The organism is Serratia sp. EWG9, from assembly GCF_019913725.1.
GTDB lineage: Bacteria > Pseudomonadota > Gammaproteobacteria > Enterobacterales > Enterobacteriaceae > Serratia > Serratia ureilytica.
Map to the genome: position 1 here is coordinate 75,557 of NZ_JADNRO010000010.1, position 16,203 is coordinate 91,759.

General features: G+C 62.3%; 11 protein-coding genes and 1 pseudogene. 8 read left to right on the plus strand and 4 right to left on the minus strand.

Annotated features, from left to right (window positions below):
- Positions 1-24: 24 nt before the first annotated feature.
- Positions 25-285, minus strand: coding sequence for a YfhL family 4Fe-4S dicluster ferredoxin (locus tag ITX55_RS19780; RefSeq protein WP_033632309.1), 261 nt, complete (start codon positions 283-285; stop codon positions 25-27).
- 53 nt (positions 286-338) lie between these two features.
- Complete coding sequence (locus tag ITX55_RS19785) at positions 339-1,187, minus strand: MurR/RpiR family transcriptional regulator (protein WP_033644119.1); 849 nt, start codon at positions 1,185-1,187, stop codon at positions 339-341.
- A gap of 167 nt (positions 1,188-1,354) precedes the next feature.
- On the opposite strand from ITX55_RS19785, the gene murQ reads away from it, so the two are divergent.
- Genes murQ through yfhb form a run of 3 tightly spaced genes read left to right on the plus strand, consistent with a single transcriptional unit; the run spans position 1,355 to position 4,288 of the window.
- Positions 1,355-2,248, plus strand: a complete 894-nt coding sequence (murQ, locus tag ITX55_RS19790) for an N-acetylmuramic acid 6-phosphate etherase (RefSeq protein WP_154870918.1) — start codon at positions 1,355-1,357, stop codon at positions 2,246-2,248.
- 18 nt (positions 2,249-2,266) lie between these two features.
- On the plus strand, positions 2,267-3,628 hold the full coding sequence (locus tag ITX55_RS19795) for a PTS transporter subunit EIIC (RefSeq protein WP_072627118.1): 1,362 nt from the start codon (positions 2,267-2,269) through the stop codon (positions 3,626-3,628).
- A 3-nt stretch (positions 3,629-3,631) separates the two neighbouring features.
- A complete protein-coding gene (gene yfhb / locus ITX55_RS19800) occupies positions 3,632-4,288 on the plus strand; it encodes a phosphatidylglycerophosphatase C (protein WP_223085307.1) in 657 nt (218 codons plus the stop codon).
- 45 nt (positions 4,289-4,333) lie between these two features.
- Here the strand turns inward: yfhb and ITX55_RS19805 are convergent, their stop codons facing one another.
- Positions 4,334-5,386, minus strand: a complete 1,053-nt coding sequence (locus tag ITX55_RS19805) for a DUF2157 domain-containing protein (RefSeq protein WP_108681783.1) — start codon at positions 5,384-5,386, stop codon at positions 4,334-4,336.
- 117 nt (positions 5,387-5,503) lie between these two features.
- On the opposite strand from ITX55_RS19805, the gene tadA reads away from it, so the two are divergent.
- Positions 5,504-6,010, plus strand: a complete 507-nt coding sequence (tadA, locus tag ITX55_RS19810; RefSeq protein WP_033644114.1) for a tRNA adenosine(34) deaminase TadA — start codon at positions 5,504-5,506, stop codon at positions 6,008-6,010.
- Here the strand turns inward: tadA and mltF are convergent, their stop codons facing one another.
- Positions 6,011-7,471 (minus strand): membrane-bound lytic murein transglycosylase MltF, encoded by a 1,461-nt coding sequence (mltF, locus tag ITX55_RS19815; RefSeq protein WP_060660339.1) that lies wholly within the window; start codon positions 7,469-7,471, stop codon positions 6,011-6,013.
- A 278-nt stretch (positions 7,472-7,749) separates the two neighbouring features.
- Between mltF and purL the strand changes: the two genes are divergently transcribed.
- The 4 genes and pseudogenes from purL to glrR all read left to right on the plus strand — a co-directional run bounded on the left by purL (position 7,750) and on the right by glrR (position 16,178).
- Positions 7,750-11,640, plus strand: a complete 3,891-nt coding sequence (purL, locus tag ITX55_RS19820) for a phosphoribosylformylglycinamidine synthase (protein WP_147838547.1) — start codon at positions 7,750-7,752, stop codon at positions 11,638-11,640.
- 889 nt (positions 11,641-12,529) lie between these two features.
- Positions 12,530-13,966 (plus strand): HAMP domain-containing sensor histidine kinase, encoded by a 1,437-nt coding sequence (locus ITX55_RS19825; RefSeq protein ID WP_033644112.1) that lies wholly within the window; start codon positions 12,530-12,532, stop codon positions 13,964-13,966.
- A 3-nt stretch (positions 13,967-13,969) separates the two neighbouring features.
- The gene (gene qseG, locus ITX55_RS19830) at positions 13,970-14,842 is read left to right on the plus strand and encodes a two-component system QseEF-associated lipoprotein QseG (protein WP_052133764.1); all 873 of its coding nucleotides are present in this window, start codon (positions 13,970-13,972) and stop codon (positions 14,840-14,842) included.
- A pseudogene (glrR, locus tag ITX55_RS19835) lies at positions 14,839-16,178 on the plus strand (two-component system response regulator GlrR). Before qseG ends, glrR begins: the two are co-directional and overlap by 4 nt.
- The last annotated feature ends 25 nt before the right edge of the window (positions 16,179-16,203 follow it).

Here is a 16,203-nt window from a genome sequence, read left to right on the forward strand (position 1 = left end):
CGCCCTTGTCAGTCCTGCGGCGGGTTAAATGCGATCGGCGTGGTGCAACACCACGAACTTATCCCACAGCTGCTCATTAGTCTCGCGATGCTGCGGATCGGTAATGATGGTGTTGTCGATGGGGCAGACCTGCTGACAGGTTGGCGTATCGTAATGGCCAACGCACTCGGTGCAGCGGTCGGTATCGATTTGGTAGATCTCATCGCCCATCGAAATCGCCTGGTTCGGGCATTCCGGCTCGCACATGTCGCAGTTGATGCATTTGCGTGTGATTAGCAGGGCCATGACGTATCTCTCATTATTAACAGGGGTATTTTTCGCAGCGGCGATTATACCGGTTAAACCAACTTTTTCATCAATTGTTCGCTGTGCCTGATACGGTCGCGGGCATGATCGAGGTCGTGCTGGATCAGCGCCATAAACAGCAGGTCGGTGAGAGCGTACTGGGCGGTGCTGGAAGAGATGGCCGCGCTGCGGGTGCGGGGCTCTTCGGCGATGGTATAGAGGCAGTGATCGGCGCGTTGCTGCAGGCCGTTGGGCGAGAAGCTGGTCAGCGCCAGCACCCTGGCGCCGGCCTGGCGCGCTTCTTCCGCCGCCAGATTGATTTCACGCCGCTCGCCGCTGAAGGAGATCGCCACCAGCAGATCGCGTTTGTCCAGCGCCTGCACCGCCGCCAGTTGAACGTGCATATCCGCTTCGGCTACCGCCATCACCCCGATTTTCAGCAGCTTGAAGGAAAAATCCTTGGCCACCAGCCCGGAGGCGCCGATGCCGATCAGCATCACTCGGCGCGCCTGGCGCAGCATGTCCAGCGCCTGATGCAGCCGTTCTTCGCTGTTGATGTCCAGCGTCGCGCGCAGCGCCGCCTGCTTTTCCGCCAACAGCTTTTCACCGACGGTTTTCAGCGTGTCGCTGCTGAGAATGTGGTTATGAACGGTCACTACCGGTTCTGCCTGCGGCTGGGCCAGCGTCTCGCTCAGCGCCAGCTTCAGCGCCGGGAAACCTTTATAGCCCAGCTTTTGGGCGAACTTCACCACGCTCGACTGGCTGACGCCGGCCAGCTGGGCCAGCTTTTGCGAGCTGAGATGGCGCGCCTGTTCGGCGTTGTTCAGCAAAAAATCCGCCAGCTTGCGGTCGTTTTGCGCCAGTGTCGGATACATCTGGCGAATGCGCAGAAGGGTACTCATTGATCTTTCCCTGGAAACCAGTGGCCATTTTGCCACGCAGGCGGCGAAAACGCGCGGTGAAAATTTTTGTGAGCTCGTCGTTAAAATAGCAAATAGCGCTCGCTTTGTTGAATAAAATATTCAAATATTGATTTAATTTCGTGAATTAAAAATTCAAAGGTGAACAGATGAACTTAGGCGCACTGGTATCGGAAACCCGCAACCCGGCCACCATGGGGCTGGATGAGATGTCGACGCTGGACATGGTCCGCTGCTTTAACCAGGAAGATCGCAAGGTACCGGAGGCGATTGAACAGGTGTTGCCGGCGATCGCGCAGGCGGTCGATTTGGCCGCGGCGGCGCTGAAGGCCGGCGGGCGGCTGATTTATTTGGGCGCCGGCACCAGCGGGCGCCTGGGCGTATTGGATGCCTCCGAGTGCCCGCCGACCTTCGGCGTACCGCACGGCGTGGTGGTGGGGCTGATCGCCGGTGGGCCGGGCGCGCTGCTCAAAGCGGTGGAGGGGGCGGAAGACGACGAGGCCCTGGGCGAAGCCGATCTCCGGGCGCTGAACCTGACCGCCGTCGATATGGTAGTGGGGTTGGCGGCCTCGGGGCGCACGCCCTACGTGATCGGCGCGCTGCGCTATGCGCGCGGGCTGGGTTGCCCGACGGCGGCCATCTCCTGCAACCCGGATTCGCCGATCGCGCACGAAGCGCAGGTGGCGATCTCGCCGGTGGTGGGGCCGGAGGCGCTGACCGGTTCAACGCGCCTGAAATCCGGCACCGCGCAGAAGCTGGTGCTTAACATGCTGTCGACCGGCGCGATGGTCAAGCTGGGCAAGGTTTACCAGAACCTGATGGTGGACGTGAAGGCCACCAACGTCAAACTGGTGGATCGCGCCTGCCGCATCGTGGTGGAGGCCACCGGCGCCGAACGCGCTCAGGCGGAGGCGGCGCTGGCGCAGACCGGCTTTGAGGTCAAACCGGCGATCCTGATGATTTTAGCCGGCGTCAGCGCCGATGAGGCGCAGCAGCGGCTGCAGCGGCACGACGGCTACCTGCGCGCGGCGTTGGCGCGTTAATTCACGGTGGGGGCGGCGATGGACAAGACAACGGCATTGGCGACACAGATCCTGGCGGGCGTGGGGGGCGAGGGCAATATCCTCAAACTGGAGAACTGCATGACGCGGGTGCGCGTCGAGGTCAGCGACGAACAGCGTCTGGATCTGGCGGCCCTCAAGCAGTTGCCCGGCGTGAAGGGCTATATCAAGCAGGGTGAACAGCATCAGTTTATCGTTGGCCCGGGCGCCGCCGCCAAGGTGGTGGACGCCATGCGCGCTTTGCTGAGCGGCAGCGCGCAGCCCGCGGTTGGTGACGCCGCCCGCACCAAGGCGCAGGCCAAACAGAAATACGCGGCGCCGATGAGCGGCGCGCTGAAAAAGCTGGCCGACGTTTTTATTCCGCTGATCCCGGCGTTTATCGCCTCGGGGCTGATCACCGGCATCATCAACCTGCTGAAACGGCCCGACATCGCCGGACAGTTGGCGTTGGACTACCCGAACGCGCTGGGGCTGCTGGCGATCTTCGGCAGTGCGGTGTTCGCCATCATGAACATTCTGGTTGGGGTGAACGCCGCGCGGGTGTTCGGCGGCTCACAGGCGATGGGCGGCGTGATGGCCGGGATCCTCTCCAGCCCGGCGCTGGCGCAGATCACCCTGTTCGGCGAGGCGCTGCAGCCGGGGCGCGGCGGGGTGATCGCCGTGCTGCTGGTGGTGGCGTTGATGTGCTGGGTGGAGAAACGCCTGCGCACGCTGCTGCCGGAGTCGGTCGAACTGATCCTCAATCCGCTGCTGACCACGCTGGTGACCGCCTCGTTGGCGATCCTGATCCTGCAGCCGATCGGCGGCGCCATTTCCGATGCCATCGCCCACGGCGCCAATCTGGCGATCGACAAGGGCGGGCTGCTTGTCGGGGCGCTGCTCTCCGGGCTGTTCCTGCCGCTGGTGCTGTCTGGCTTGCACCAGGGGCTGGTGCCGATCCACGTCGAGCTGGTGCAGGCGCACGGTTCCAACCCGCTGTTGCCGATCCTGGCGATGGCCGGCGTCGGTCAGGTGGGGGCGGCGCTGGCGGTGCTGTTGAAAACCCGTAACGCGCGGCTGAAGAAGGTGATCAAAGGGGCGTTGCCGGTCGGCATTCTCGGCATCGGCGAGCCGCTGATCTTCGGGGTGACGCTGCCGCTGGGCCGGCCGTTTATCGGCGCCTGCCTCGGCGGTGCGGTAGGCGGCGCGGTGATCAGCTACTGGAAAGTGGCGACGGTGATTACCTTCGGCATTTCGGGGCTGCCTTTGGCGTTGACCATCGTCTCAGGTAAGGTGATGTTGTATCTGGCGGGGATGCTGATTACGATTATCGCCGGTTTTCTCTTCACCTGGATGATGGGGTTCAACGATCCCGAGGAGTAGCGTTTGAGCGACAAGCAGCAACCATCGGCCGCAGCAGGGCGCCGCGTGGTCTTTTTCGATCTGGACGGCACTCTGCATCAGGAGGATATGTTCGGCAGTTTCTTGCGTTTCCTGCTGCGCCGTTTACCGCTGAATTTGCTGCTGGTGATACCGCTGTTGCCATTGATTGGCCTGGCGCTGTTGCTGCTGGGGCGCGCCGCGCGCTGGCCGATGAGCCTGTTGCTGTGGGCTATCACCTTCGGGCGTACCGAAGCGACGCTGAAGGCGCTGGAGCGGCAGTTCATCGAGGTTTTCCGCCAGAAGGTCACTGCGTTTCCGGTGGTGCAAATGCGCTTGCGGCAGTATTTGGATGAGCACGATGCCGAGGTGTGGCTGATTACCGGCTCGCCGGAGCAACTGGTGGCGCAGGTGTATCGGGATTCGGCGTTTCTGCCGCGGGTGCGATTGGTCGGCAGCCGCATCGCGCGCCGCTATGGCGGCTGGGTGCTGACCTTGCGCTGTCTGGGCGTGCAAAAAGTGGTGCAGCTGGAGCAACGGCTCGGCGCGCCGCTGAAGCTGTACAGCGGTTACAGCGACAGCAAGCAGGATAACCCGCTGCTGTTTTTTTGCGAGCACCGTTGGCGGGTGAGCAAGGAGGGCGAGCTGCAGCAGCTGGAATAAACAAAGGGCGGAGAATTCCGCCCTTTGCTGTTATCGCTGCCGCGATCAGTCGTCGGTTACGTCGTGCGGCTTGCGCCCCAGCTGCCAAATCTTCTCCGCATAATGCCCCAACGCCCCCAGGCTCAGGCCGAGCAGCGCGAAGAAAATCGTCTTCGGCATGCTGTCCCAGAAAAACTCGAACAGGCGGGTATAGAGGTTGATGCCGAGAAAGGTCAGCCCGAAACCGCGCAGCATGGCGTCGTCATGCTTCAACCCCAGCCAGATGGCGGCGAAGGCGGCCAGCCCGAACAGCAGGCTCCAGTGGAACAGCTCAATCTGGCGCGCGCGGTACCAGCTGTCGAGATCGCCGTAGTTGCCGAAGATGGACAGCAGCCACAGCGCGATGAACAGGTACAGCAGGCCCATTGCCAGCGACACCCGCTGCAGGCCGCGCTGCGCCAATAGCGGCCGCAGCAGCAATGCGGCGGCGATCAGCACCGCGCCGAAGGCGATAAAGCGAATCGGGTAGCTCATGCCGAGCCAGTAGGCGCCCCAGCCGGACAGGTAGCCGGTCTCGGCGCCGAAGGCATTGCCGAGCGACAGCAGGGCGAACCACCACACCAGCCCGGAGCGGCTGAACCAGCCGATGGCGCCGTACAGCAGCGCGGCGACCAGCAGCAGCACGGAAACTCGCCCGCTGCCGTTATCCAGCCAGACGCCCAGTTGCCATAAGGCGCAGGCGGTGAGCAACACGGCGACAAACAGCGCCGCCTCATTGCCATAGCGTTTTTCCGGGTGGCGTTGACGACGACGCAGCGCCCAGACGTAGGCCAGCGCCGCCAGTACGCCGGCGATCGCCATGCGCACCGGCGCGTCGAAGCGGAACAGTTCGCTCAGCCATTCAAGCAGTGCGCTGTCGGCGAACAGGCTGGTGACGGCGATCAGCAACGAGGCCAGCGCGGCGAGAAACGCATAGCGCGCCAGCCGTCGCCAGTCGAAAGGCTGCACGTCCACATGCAGCAGCAGTTGCTGTTGTTGCTCGGGGGTCAAGGCACCTTCCCCAACCCAGCCGTCCAGCGCCTTGCGCACCACGACGGCGTTCTTTTTACTGAGTTTCATGTTTCTTGTCCCTGAATCACACGCTGATGTGGCCAGTATAGCCATTGGCGGGCGGCTACGACAAAGGGAGGCTAGTGTGTATAATGCCCGCCGCAAAAGCGCACGAGGAATTATGCGATGACTGAATATAACGATGAGTACTGGATGCGTCAGGCATTGCAACTGGCCCTGCGCGCGCAGGAAGAGGGCGAGGTGCCGGTGGGTGCGCTGCTGGTGCTGGACAATCAGGTCATCGGCGAGGGCTGGAACCGGCCGATTGGCCGGCACGATCCTACCGCTCACGCCGAGATCATGGCGCTGCGCCAGGGCGGCGCGGTGCTGCAAAACTACCGCTTGTTGAACGCTACGCTTTACGTCACGTTGGAACCCTGCGTGATGTGCGCCGGCGCGATGGTGCACAGCCGCATCCGCCGGTTGGTGTACGGCGCCGCCGACGAGAAAACCGGCGCGGCCGGTTCGCTGGTGGATATTTTGCGCCATCCGGGCATGAATCATCAGGTGGAGATCGTCTCGGGCGTGCTGGCGGACGAATGCGCCGCCACCCTGAGCAATTTCTTCCGCCTGCGCCGCGAACAGAAAAAAGCGCTCAAGCTGGCGCAGCGGGCGGCGGATAAGCCGGAATAATCAGTAGTTGAGCGCCAGTTCCGGCATCACCGTCGGATAGCCTTTTCCCAACGCTTCCTGCTCGGCGGCCGCTTGCGCCGCCTTTCTCTCTTTTTCCTGCAGATAACCCACCAGGCTGACCTGGTAGCGGCGGATGTTTTCTACATAGTTGTAGGCTTCGCGCCCGCGCGCATAGCCATAGGTCAGCTGCGGGTAGTAGCGTTTTTGGCTGAGCATCGGCAGACGCTGTTTGACGTCGACCCAGCTGTCCGGGTTGCCTTTTTGCGTTTTGGTCAGCTTGCGCGCGTCCAGCATATGCCCCCAGCCCATGTTGTAGGCCGCCAGCGAGAACCAGATGCGCTCATCTTCCGGCACGCTGTCCGGCACCTTGGCCATCAGCCGCTGCAGGTACAGGGCGCCACCCTGAATGCTCTCTTCCGGATCGAGGCGATCGTTGACCCCCAGGCCGTCGGCGGTGGCGCGGGTCAGCATCATCAGGCCGCGCACGCCGGTGGGGGAGGTGGCCTGCGGATTCCAGTGCGATTCCTGATAGGCGATGGCCGCCAGCAGCTTCCAGTCGATCTCGTTGGCGTGTTTCTCGAACAGCGGGCGGAAGTTGGGCAGCACCGAGTCGATGGCCGACAGGAAGGTTTTGGTATCCACGTAGTCGAAGCTGCCGACGTGGCCGAGGTATTTCTCTTCCAGCCGCGCCAGGGTGCCGTCGTCCACCATCTGGCTGTAGAAATCCAGCATCGCCGCGTACAGGCTGTCGTCGCCGTCGCGTTTGAGGTACCAGGTGACCGGCTCTTCGTCGGTGACGTCGAACGCCACCGCCAGCTGCGGATGGATGCGCTGCAGCAACGCGATGGTCACCGAATCGCCGAGGGTATAGTCCAGCTTGCCGTCGGCAACCCGCTCCAGCAGCTCTTTGGAGGTGAGATCGCTGGAGGACTCCCAGGCGAGATCCGGGTATTTATCCTGTTTGAGCTGCTTTAGCGTGCTGACGTGCGCGGAACCGGAGGCGACCGCCAACTTGCCTTTGATGTCGGCGAAGCCTTTTGGCCGCGGGGTGCCCAGCCGGTACACCAGCTGTTGGGAAACGGAGTAGTAGGCGGGGCCGGTGCGCGCGCGGCTGAGGCGCTCCTGGTTGTAGATAAGGCCCGCCGCCAGCAGGTCGGCGTCGTCGTCGTCCAGATCGTCGAACAGGTCATTGATGTTCTGATGGGGGATCACCACCAGTTTTACCCCGAGGTAGCTGGCGAAGCGCTTGGCCAGTTCGTAGTCGAGCCCACCCGGCCCTTGCTTGGTGTTGAAATAGGTCAGCGGTGAGTTCAGCGTGCTGATACGCAACTCGCCGCGGGAAATGATCTCCTGGAGTTGCCCGCCCTGGCCGCTGCGCCAGGTGATATTGGGCCATAGCGCGAGAGCCAGAAGCAGGGTGACAACGCCGATGAGGATGTAGTTTATTTTAAGACGTTTCAAATAGTTATCCAGTGGTGGCACAGGTACGCCGGCGACGACAACCGCGACTTTTCTCATGGTTAAATCACCAGTGCGGGGGGCATTTTGCGCAACAAAACGCCAGTGTGCAACTTTATTGACACGTTATGACAATTCGACGGTGCGGCGCGCTTTTATCAATAATCCCTACGCAAACGGTTTCGTCGGCGGCGAGGATTCTCTATAATGACGCGCGTTTTCCCCTGTTGCGCCCAATGAAGCGTCTTATCCGTCGCTTCGAAGACGAGAGAACTTTGATTATGGAAATTCTGCGTGGTTCGCCCGCTTTATCGGCTTTTCGCATTACCAAACTGCTGTCCCGCTGCCAGGACGCCCACCTGCCCGTCAGTGATATCTACGCCGAGTACGTCCACTTTGCCGATGTTAGCGCACCGCTAAGTGCCGAAGAACACGCCAAACTTCAGCGCTTGCTCAAGTACGGTCCTTCTCTCGCCGAACACGCCCCCGAAGGCCGGCTGCTGCTGGTCACGCCGCGCCCGGGCACCATTTCTCCCTGGTCTTCCAAAGCCACCGACATCGCCCACAACTGCGGTTTGCAACAGGTGCTGCGGCTGGAGCGCGGTCTGGCGTTCTACGTCAAGGCGCCTGAGCTGACGGAAGCCCAGTGGCACCAGCTCGCCGCGCTGCTGCACGATCGCATGATGGAAACCGTCTTCAGCGAGCTGCAACAGGCTGAACAGCTGTTCGCGCACCATCAGCCGGCGCCGTATCAGTCGGTCGACGTGCTGGGCGCAGGGCGCGCCGCGCTGGAACAGGCCAACGTCCGGCTCGGCCTGGCGCTGGCGCAGGACGAGATCGATTACCTGCTGAATGCCTTTACCGGTTTGGGGCGCAACCCGACGGATATCGAACTCTATATGTTTGCACAGGCCAATTCTGAGCACTGCCGCCACAAGATTTTCAACGCCGACTGGATCATCGACGGCGAACAGCAGCCCAAGTCGCTGTTCAAAATGATCAAGAACACCTATGAGCAGACGCCGGACTATGTGCTGTCGGCGTATAAAGACAACGCCGCGGTGATGGAAGGCTCGCAGGTCGGCCGCTTCTTCGCCGCGCCGGAGAACGGCACGTACGACTACCATCAGGAAGACGCGCATATCCTGATGAAGGTGGAAACTCACAACCACCCGACGGCGATCTCGCCGTGGCCGGGCGCCGCGACCGGCTCCGGCGGCGAGATCCGCGACGAAGGCGCCACCGGCCGCGGCGCCAAGCCGAAGGCCGGCCTGGTGGGCTTCTCGGTGTCCAACCTGCGCATTCCCGGCTTTGAACAGCCGTGGGAGCAGGACTTCGGCAAACCGGAGCGCATTGTCACCGCGCTGGACATCATGACCGAAGGCCCGCTGGGCGGCGCGGCGTTCAACAACGAATTCGGTCGCCCGGCGCTGCTGGGCTACTTCCGCACCTATGAAGAACGCGTCAACAGCCATAACGGCGTGGAGCTGCGCGGCTACCACAAACCGATCATGCTGGCGGGCGGCATCGGCAACATCCGCGCCGATCACGTGCAGAAAGGGGAAATCACCGTCGGCGCCAAGCTGGTGGTGCTGGGCGGCCCGGCGATGAATATCGGTCTGGGCGGCGGCGCGGCGTCATCGATGGCGTCCGGCCAGTCCGATGCCGATCTGGACTTCGCGTCGGTGCAGCGTGACAACCCGGAAATGGAACGCCGCTGTCAGGAAGTGATCGACCGCTGCTGGCAGCTGGGCGACCAGAATCCGATCCTGTTTATCCATGACGTCGGCGCCGGCGGCCTGTCCAACGCCATGCCGGAGCTGGTGAGCGACGGCGGCCGCGGCGGCCGTTTCGAACTGCGCGACATCCTCAACGACGAGCCGGGCATGAGCCCGCTGGAAGTATGGTGCAACGAATCGCAGGAACGTTACGTGATGGCGATCGCCCCGGCGCAGATGGCGCAGTTCGACGAGATCTGCCGCCGCGAGCGCGCGCCTTACGCGGTGATCGGCGAAGCGACCGAAGAGCAACATCTGACGTTGAACGATCGTCACTTCGACAATCAGCCGATCGACATGCCGCTGGACGTGCTGCTCGGCAAGACGCCTAAGATGACCCGCGACGTGACCCGTCTGCAGGCGCAGGGCCAGGCGGTACAGCGTGAGAACATCACGCTGGCCGACGCGGTGAAGCGCGTGCTGCATCTGCCGGCCGTCGCGGAGAAAACCTTCCTGATCACCATCGGCGACCGCACCGTCACCGGCATGGTGGCGCGCGACCAAATGGTCGGCCCGTGGCAGATCCCGGTGGCCGACTGTGCGGTCACCACCGCCAGTCTGGACAGCTATTATGGCGAAGCGATGTCGCTCGGCGAACGCGCACCGGTGGCGCTGCTGGACTTCGCCGCCTCCGGCCGCCTGGCGGTCGGGGAAGCGCTGACCAACCTGGCCGCCACGGAAATCGGCAGCCTGAAGCGCGTGAAGCTGTCCGCCAACTGGATGGCCGCCGCCGGCCACCCGGGTGAAGACGCCGGCCTGTACGAAGCGGTGAAAGCGGTGGGCGAAGAGCTGTGCCCGGCGCTGGGCATCACCATTCCGGTGGGCAAAGACTCCATGTCGATGAAAACCCGCTGGCAGGAAGGCAATGAACAGCGTGAAATGACCTCGCCGCTGTCGCTGGTCATCACCGCCTTCGCCCGCGTGGAAGACGTGCGCCACACCGTGACGCCGCAATTGCGCACCGATAAGGGCGACAGCGCGCTGCTGTTGATCGATCTGGGCAACGGCCATAACGCACTGGGCGCTACCGCGCTGGCGCAGGTTTATCGCCAACTGGGCGACAAACCGGCCGATGTGCGCGATGTCGCGCAGCTGGCGGGCTTCTTCAACGCCATGCAGCAGCTGGTGGCCGATCGCGCGCTGCTGGCTTATCACGACCGCGCTGACGGCGGCCTGCTGGTGACGCTGGCGGAGATGGCCTTCGCCGGTCACTGCGGCGTAGAGGTTAACCTCGATGGCCTCGGCGACGATGCGCTGGCGGTGCTGTTCAACGAAGAGCTGGGCGCGGTGATCCAGGTGAGCGCCGAACGTCTCGACGACGTGAAGCGGGCGTTCGCGCAGCACGGTCTGACCAACAACGTGCATCACATCGGCAGCGTACAGACCGGCGATCGTTTCGTCATCAATCAGCATGGCAAAGCGTTGTACAGCGAAAGCCGCAATACCCTGCGCACCTGGTGGGCGGAAACGACCTGGCAGATGCAGCGTCTGCGCGACAACCCGGCGTGCGCCGATCAGGAACATCAGGCCAAGCAGGATGAACAAGATCCCGGCCTGAACGTGAAGCTGACCTTCGCACCCGAGGAAGACATCGCTGCGCCGTACATCGCCAAGGGCGCTCGCCCGAAAGTGGCGGTGCTGCGCGAGCAGGGGGTGAACTCCCACGTTGAAATGGCGGCGGCGTTCCACCGCGCCGGCTTTGACGCCGTGGATGTGCACATGAGCGATCTGCTGGCCGGGCGTCGCGATCTGCAGGACTTCCACACGCTGGTGGCCTGCGGCGGCTTCTCTTACGGCGACGTTCTGGGCGCCGGCGAAGGCTGGGCGAAGTCTATCCTGTTCAACGAGCGGGTGCGCGACGAGTTCGAGGCGTTCTTCCACCGTCCGCAGACGCTGGCGCTGGGCGTGTGCAACGGCTGCCAGATGATGTCCAACCTGCGTGAGCTGATCCCGGGCGCCGAACACTGGCCGCGTTTCGTGCGCAACCTGTCGGATCGCTTCGAGGCGCGCTTCAGCCTGGTGGAAGTGGCGGCCAGCCCGTCGCTGTTCATGCAGGGCATGACCGGTTCGCGCATGCCGATCGCCGTTTCCCATGGCGAAGGGCATGTCGAAGTGCGCGATGCGGCGCATCTGGCGGCGTTGGAAAGCCACGGCCTGGTGGCGCTGCGTTTCGTCAACAACGCCGGTCAGGTCACGGAAGCTTACCCGGCTAACCCGAACGGTTCGCCGAATGGCATCACCGCCGTGACCAGCGCCAACGGGCGCGCAACGGTGATGATGCCGCATCCGGAACGCGTGTTCCGCACCGTCAGCAACTCCTGGCACCCAGAAGAGTGGGGCGAGGATAGCCCGTGGATGCGCATGTTCCGCAACGCCCGTAAGCAACTGGGCTAAAAACGGCCACCACCGTACAGAGGGCGCAAGCAATTGCGCCCTTTTTTATGGCCGGCATTCGGCGATTGGCGGCAGTGTCTGCATTTTGCGACAAGCGCTGGTTTGCTTGTCGCTAAATGGAGACATTTAAGCCATTGATTTTATTATCGGTAAACAGGTTTGACTTTAGTTGTCGGCGTTTGGCGACAGAGCGGCGTTTATTTCATCACTGCTCGGCGCGGAATCGGCGAATCAAACGGCAGAATTTTATTTATTTTTTAGTGAAATCAATTTGTTATTAATTTAATTGCAAAGTTGGCACGTAACGTGCATTATTCTCTGCGGTTGCTCATTCACCTTTTTATGACGGCGCCGTAATTATAAACGGCAAATCGCCTCATAAGCCTCCGAATGATGCCAAAGAAATGGTGCCTATCGTCCAACCAAACCGATAACAGACCGCGCAAGCGGCTTTATCAAGCATCGGGCGACACGTGGAGTGAGGCACCGCCTGTATCCAACTGTGATGAAGGGTTCATCAATCCTGGATACTTACGGATGCTATTCGTCCTGTTCGATGCCAGCCGCTGCGCTACATCACCCTGGGGACGAGGTTCAAGGGCATCCACACTTTCCTTGCGGCGGGGCAAGCTTATTGCCCCGGCGTCAATTCTCAACGCTGCGCTTACCCCTGTTTCGTTGCCTATGCCCTCGAACGCAGACGCTATTCCCACACTCTCGCTTTCGTACCGGTTTTTGTTACCGGGGCCGTATGCTATCGGCAGGCCAACCTTATCGGCGCGGTTCACCGATCCCGCGGCTTTTTCCTTGTGCGTTCAGGATTCTCCCTTGCCGGGCTTTTCTCTTTCCGGCGAGTCAGTTAGCATCGTGACAGGCCTGAGAGAATGAGATGATTTCGTTGAAAAAATGGCGTTTATTCCCACGTTCGCTGCGGCAATTGGTGCTGCTGGCGTTCCTGTTGGTGCTGCTGCCGCTGTTGGTGCTGGCCTATCAGGCCTACCAGAGTCTGGATCACCTGAGCGCGCAGGCGGCGGACATCAACCGCACCACGCTGGTGGACGCGCGGCGCAGCGAGGCGATGACCAGCGTGGCGCTGGAGATGGAGCGCAGCTATCGTCAGTACTGCGTGCTGGTTGAGCCCACGCTGCAGAAGCTGTACCAAAATCAGCGCAAGCAGTATTCGCAGATGCTGGACGCCCACGCGCCGATTCTGCCGGACGAGCGCTACTACCAAACGTTGCGTCAGTTGCTGACCCAGCTGGCGGCGATCAAGTGCCATAACAGCGGGCCGGACCAAGAAGCCTCCGCCTTGCTCGAGTCGTTCTCGCGCTCCAATGCCGAAATGGTGCAGGCCACGCGCGCGGTGGTGTTCTCGCGCGGCCAGCAGCTGCAGCAGGCCATCGCCGAGCGCGGCCAGTTCTTCGGCTGGCAGGCGCTGCTGCTGTTCCTGGTCAGCGTGCTGCTGGTGGTGCTGTTCACCCGCATGATCATCGGGCCGGTCAAGGCCGTGGAGCGGATGATCAACCGCCTGGGGGAAGGGCGCGCGTTGGGCAGCACCGCATCGTTTAAAGGGCCGCGCGAGCTGCGTTCGCTGGCGCAGCGCATCATCTGGCTGAGCGAACGGCTGGCGTGGCTGGAGTCGCAGCGCCACGAGTTCCTGCGCCATATCTCGCACGAATTGAAAACGCCGCTGGCCAGCATGCGCGAAGGCACCGAACTGCTGGCCGACGAGGTGGCGGGGCCGCTGACTTCCGACCAGAAAGAGGTGGTGACGATCCTCGACAACAGCAGCCGCCACCTGCAGCAGCTGATTGAACAACTGCTGGATTACAACCGCAAACTGGCCGATGGCCCGGCGGAGCACGAGAACGTCGAGCTGCGCGAGATGGTCGATTTGGTGGTCGCCGCGCACAGTTTGCCGGCGCGGGCTAAGATGATTTCCACCGAAATCGCGCTGGAAGCGGAAATCTGCTGGGCAGAGCCTACGCTATTAATGCGCGTGCTGGATAATCTCTACTCCAATGCGGTGCACTACGGCAAGGAATCCGGTAACATTTGGATCCGCAGCCGTCAGGTTGGACAACGGGTGCAAATCGACGTCGCCAATACCGGCACGCCGATCCCCGAGGCTGAAAGAGCCATGATTTTCGAGCCTTTTTTCCAGGGTAGTCACCAGCGAAAAGGGGCGGTAAAAGGAAGCGGACTGGGGTTGAGCATCGCTCAGGACTGTATCCGTCGCATGCGCGGTGAGCTGCAACTGGCGACGGTCGCCGGTGCAGACGTCTGCTTCCGCATTGAACTGCCGTTAACCGCCGAGAATGAATAAATAATGTACACATGGTCTAAACGCCTTCGTCTTTCACAGACCGAACGTTCACCGCGTGCCACGCACAGAGCGCCGCTCGGCAAACGCCCGATCACCTGGCTGGGCGCCGTTTTCTTTATGCCGTTGTTGCTGGCGGGCTGCGTCGATCGCGCCGTCAGCGGCGGATTGAGCGCTCAGCAGCAAGAGGCGATCCCGGATACCAAGGTGATCGATTACCGCACCGCGGCTTGCGATACCCTGTGGCAATTGGACGACAAGGACGCGCTGGATAACGCGCTCTACTGGCTGCGCGCGATGGACTGCGCCGATCGCATCGGCTCGACCCAGGCGCGTGCGCTGGCGAAAACGGTGCCGGGCGACAGCTGGTCCGGCGTTTTCAAACAGAGCATCCTGCTGGGGAGCGCGCAGCCTACCTCCGGTGAACGCCGCCAGATGCTCGACAGGATCAACAGTTACCGGATGGAGTTCCCCGGTTCGCTGCGTCCGTTGACGCAGCTGTGGCGCCAGCAGCAGATGCTGCAGATCACGTTGTTCGATGAGAAAGCGCGCTATCAGCATCTGCAGGAGAGCAGCGACAGCCAGATCGATTCGCTGCGCCAGAATCAGGCGCGCCTGCAGTCGCAGCTGCAGGACACCTCGCGCAAGCTGGAAAACCTGACCGATATCGAGCGCCAGCTCTCATCGCGCAAGCAGCTGCAAGGGGAAATCCCGGAAAACGGCGCGGGCCAGCAGAAGGGCGAAGCCGCCGGTAAAAGCGGCGCGGCCGCCAAAGGCGCTGAAACGCAGGACGAACCGGAAAAAGGCACCGCGCTGCCGGTTGAACCGGAAGACACCTATACGCCGCACCCCGCCAATAAGGAGTCCCACGCGCAATGACCGCACGCAAACCGGCCAACCTGTTATTGGTTGACGACGATCCCAGCCTGCTGAAGCTGCTGGGCATGCGCCTGACCAGCGAAGGTTTTCACGTCACCACCGCCGAAAGCGGCCAGGAAGCGCTGCGCCTGTTGGCGCGCGAACAGATCGATCTGGTGATCAGCGATCTGCGCATGGATGAGATGGACGGCATGGCGCTGTTCGCCGAATCCAAAAGCATCAGCCGGGCATGCCGGTGATCATTCTTACCGCGCACGGTTCGATTCCCGATGCGGTGGCCGCCACCCAGCAGGGGGTGTTCAGCTTCCTCACCAAACCGGTGGATCGCGATGCGCTCTATAAGGCCATCGACGAGGCGCTGTCGCTGTCGGCCTCTCCTGCGGGGGACGACGCCTGGCGCGAAGACATCGTCACCCGCAGCCCGTTGATGCTGCGGCTGCTGGAGCAGGTGAAAATGGTGGCCCAGTCCGACGTCAGCGTGTTGATCAACGGCCAGAGCGGCACCGGCAAAGAGGTGTTGGCGCAGGCGATCCACGCCGCCAGCCCGCGCGCCGGCAAGGCGTTCATCGCCATCAACTGCGGGGCGCTGCCGGAGCAACTGCTGGAGTCCGAACTGTTCGGCCACGCCAAGGGCGCCTTCACCGGCGCGGTCAGCAGCCGCGAAGGGCTGTTCCAGGCGGCGGCGGGCGGCACGCTGTTCCTCGACGAGATAGGCGACATGCCGCTGTCGCTGCAGGTGAAACTGCTGCGCGTGCTGCAGGAGCGCAAGGTGCGGCCGCTGGGCAGCAACCGCGATCTGGACATCGACGTGCGCATCATCTCCGCCACCCACCGCGATCTGCAAAAGGCGATGGCGAAGAACGAGTTCCGCGAGGATCTCTACTATCGTCTCAACGTGGTAAACCTGAAGATCCCGGCGCTCAACGAGCGCGCCGAAGACATTCCGCTGCTGGCCAATCACCTGTTGCGCGAAGCGGCTCAGCGGCACAAGCCGTTCGTGCGCAGCTTCTCGACCGACGCCATGAAGCGGCTGATGACCGCCAGCTGGCCGGGCAACGTGCGTCAGTTGGTCAACGTCATCGAACAGTGCGTGGCGCTGACCTCGGCGCCGGTGATCAGCGAGGCGCTAGTGGAACAGGCGCTGGAAGGGGAAAACACCGCGCTGCCGACTTTCGCCGAAGCGCGCAACCAGTTTGAGTTGCACTATCTGCGCAAACTGCTGCAGATCACCAAGGGCAACGTGACCCAGGCCGCGCGCATGGCGGGCCGCAACCGCACCGAGTTTTACAAATTGCTGTCGCGCCACGAGCTGGACGCCAACGATTTCAAAGAATGACAGATTCCCGCCGGCGCCTGCCACG

Bases quoted from the DNA above. Each gene is read 5' to 3' on its own strand.
- tadA (WP_033644114.1), top strand. From the start codon at position 5,504: ATGACTGAATATAACGATGAGTACTGGATGCGTCAGGCATTGCAACTG.
- ITX55_RS19795 (WP_072627118.1), top strand. From the start codon at position 2,267: ATGGACAAGACAACGGCATTGGCGACACAGATCCTGGCGGGCGTGGGG.
- ITX55_RS19780 (WP_033632309.1), bottom strand. From the start codon at position 285: ATGGCCCTGCTAATCACACGCAAATGCATCAACTGCGACATGTGCGAG.
- purL (WP_147838547.1), top strand. From the start codon at position 7,750: ATGGAAATTCTGCGTGGTTCGCCCGCTTTATCGGCTTTTCGCATTACC.
- qseG (WP_052133764.1), top strand. From the start codon at position 13,970: ATGTACACATGGTCTAAACGCCTTCGTCTTTCACAGACCGAACGTTCA.
- ITX55_RS19825 (WP_033644112.1), top strand. From the start codon at position 12,530: ATGATTTCGTTGAAAAAATGGCGTTTATTCCCACGTTCGCTGCGGCAA.
- ITX55_RS19785 (WP_033644119.1), bottom strand. From the start codon at position 1,187: ATGAGTACCCTTCTGCGCATTCGCCAGATGTATCCGACACTGGCGCAA.
- ITX55_RS19805 (WP_108681783.1), bottom strand. From the start codon at position 5,386: ATGAAACTCAGTAAAAAGAACGCCGTCGTGGTGCGCAAGGCGCTGGAC.
- murQ (WP_154870918.1), top strand. From the start codon at position 1,355: ATGAACTTAGGCGCACTGGTATCGGAAACCCGCAACCCGGCCACCATG.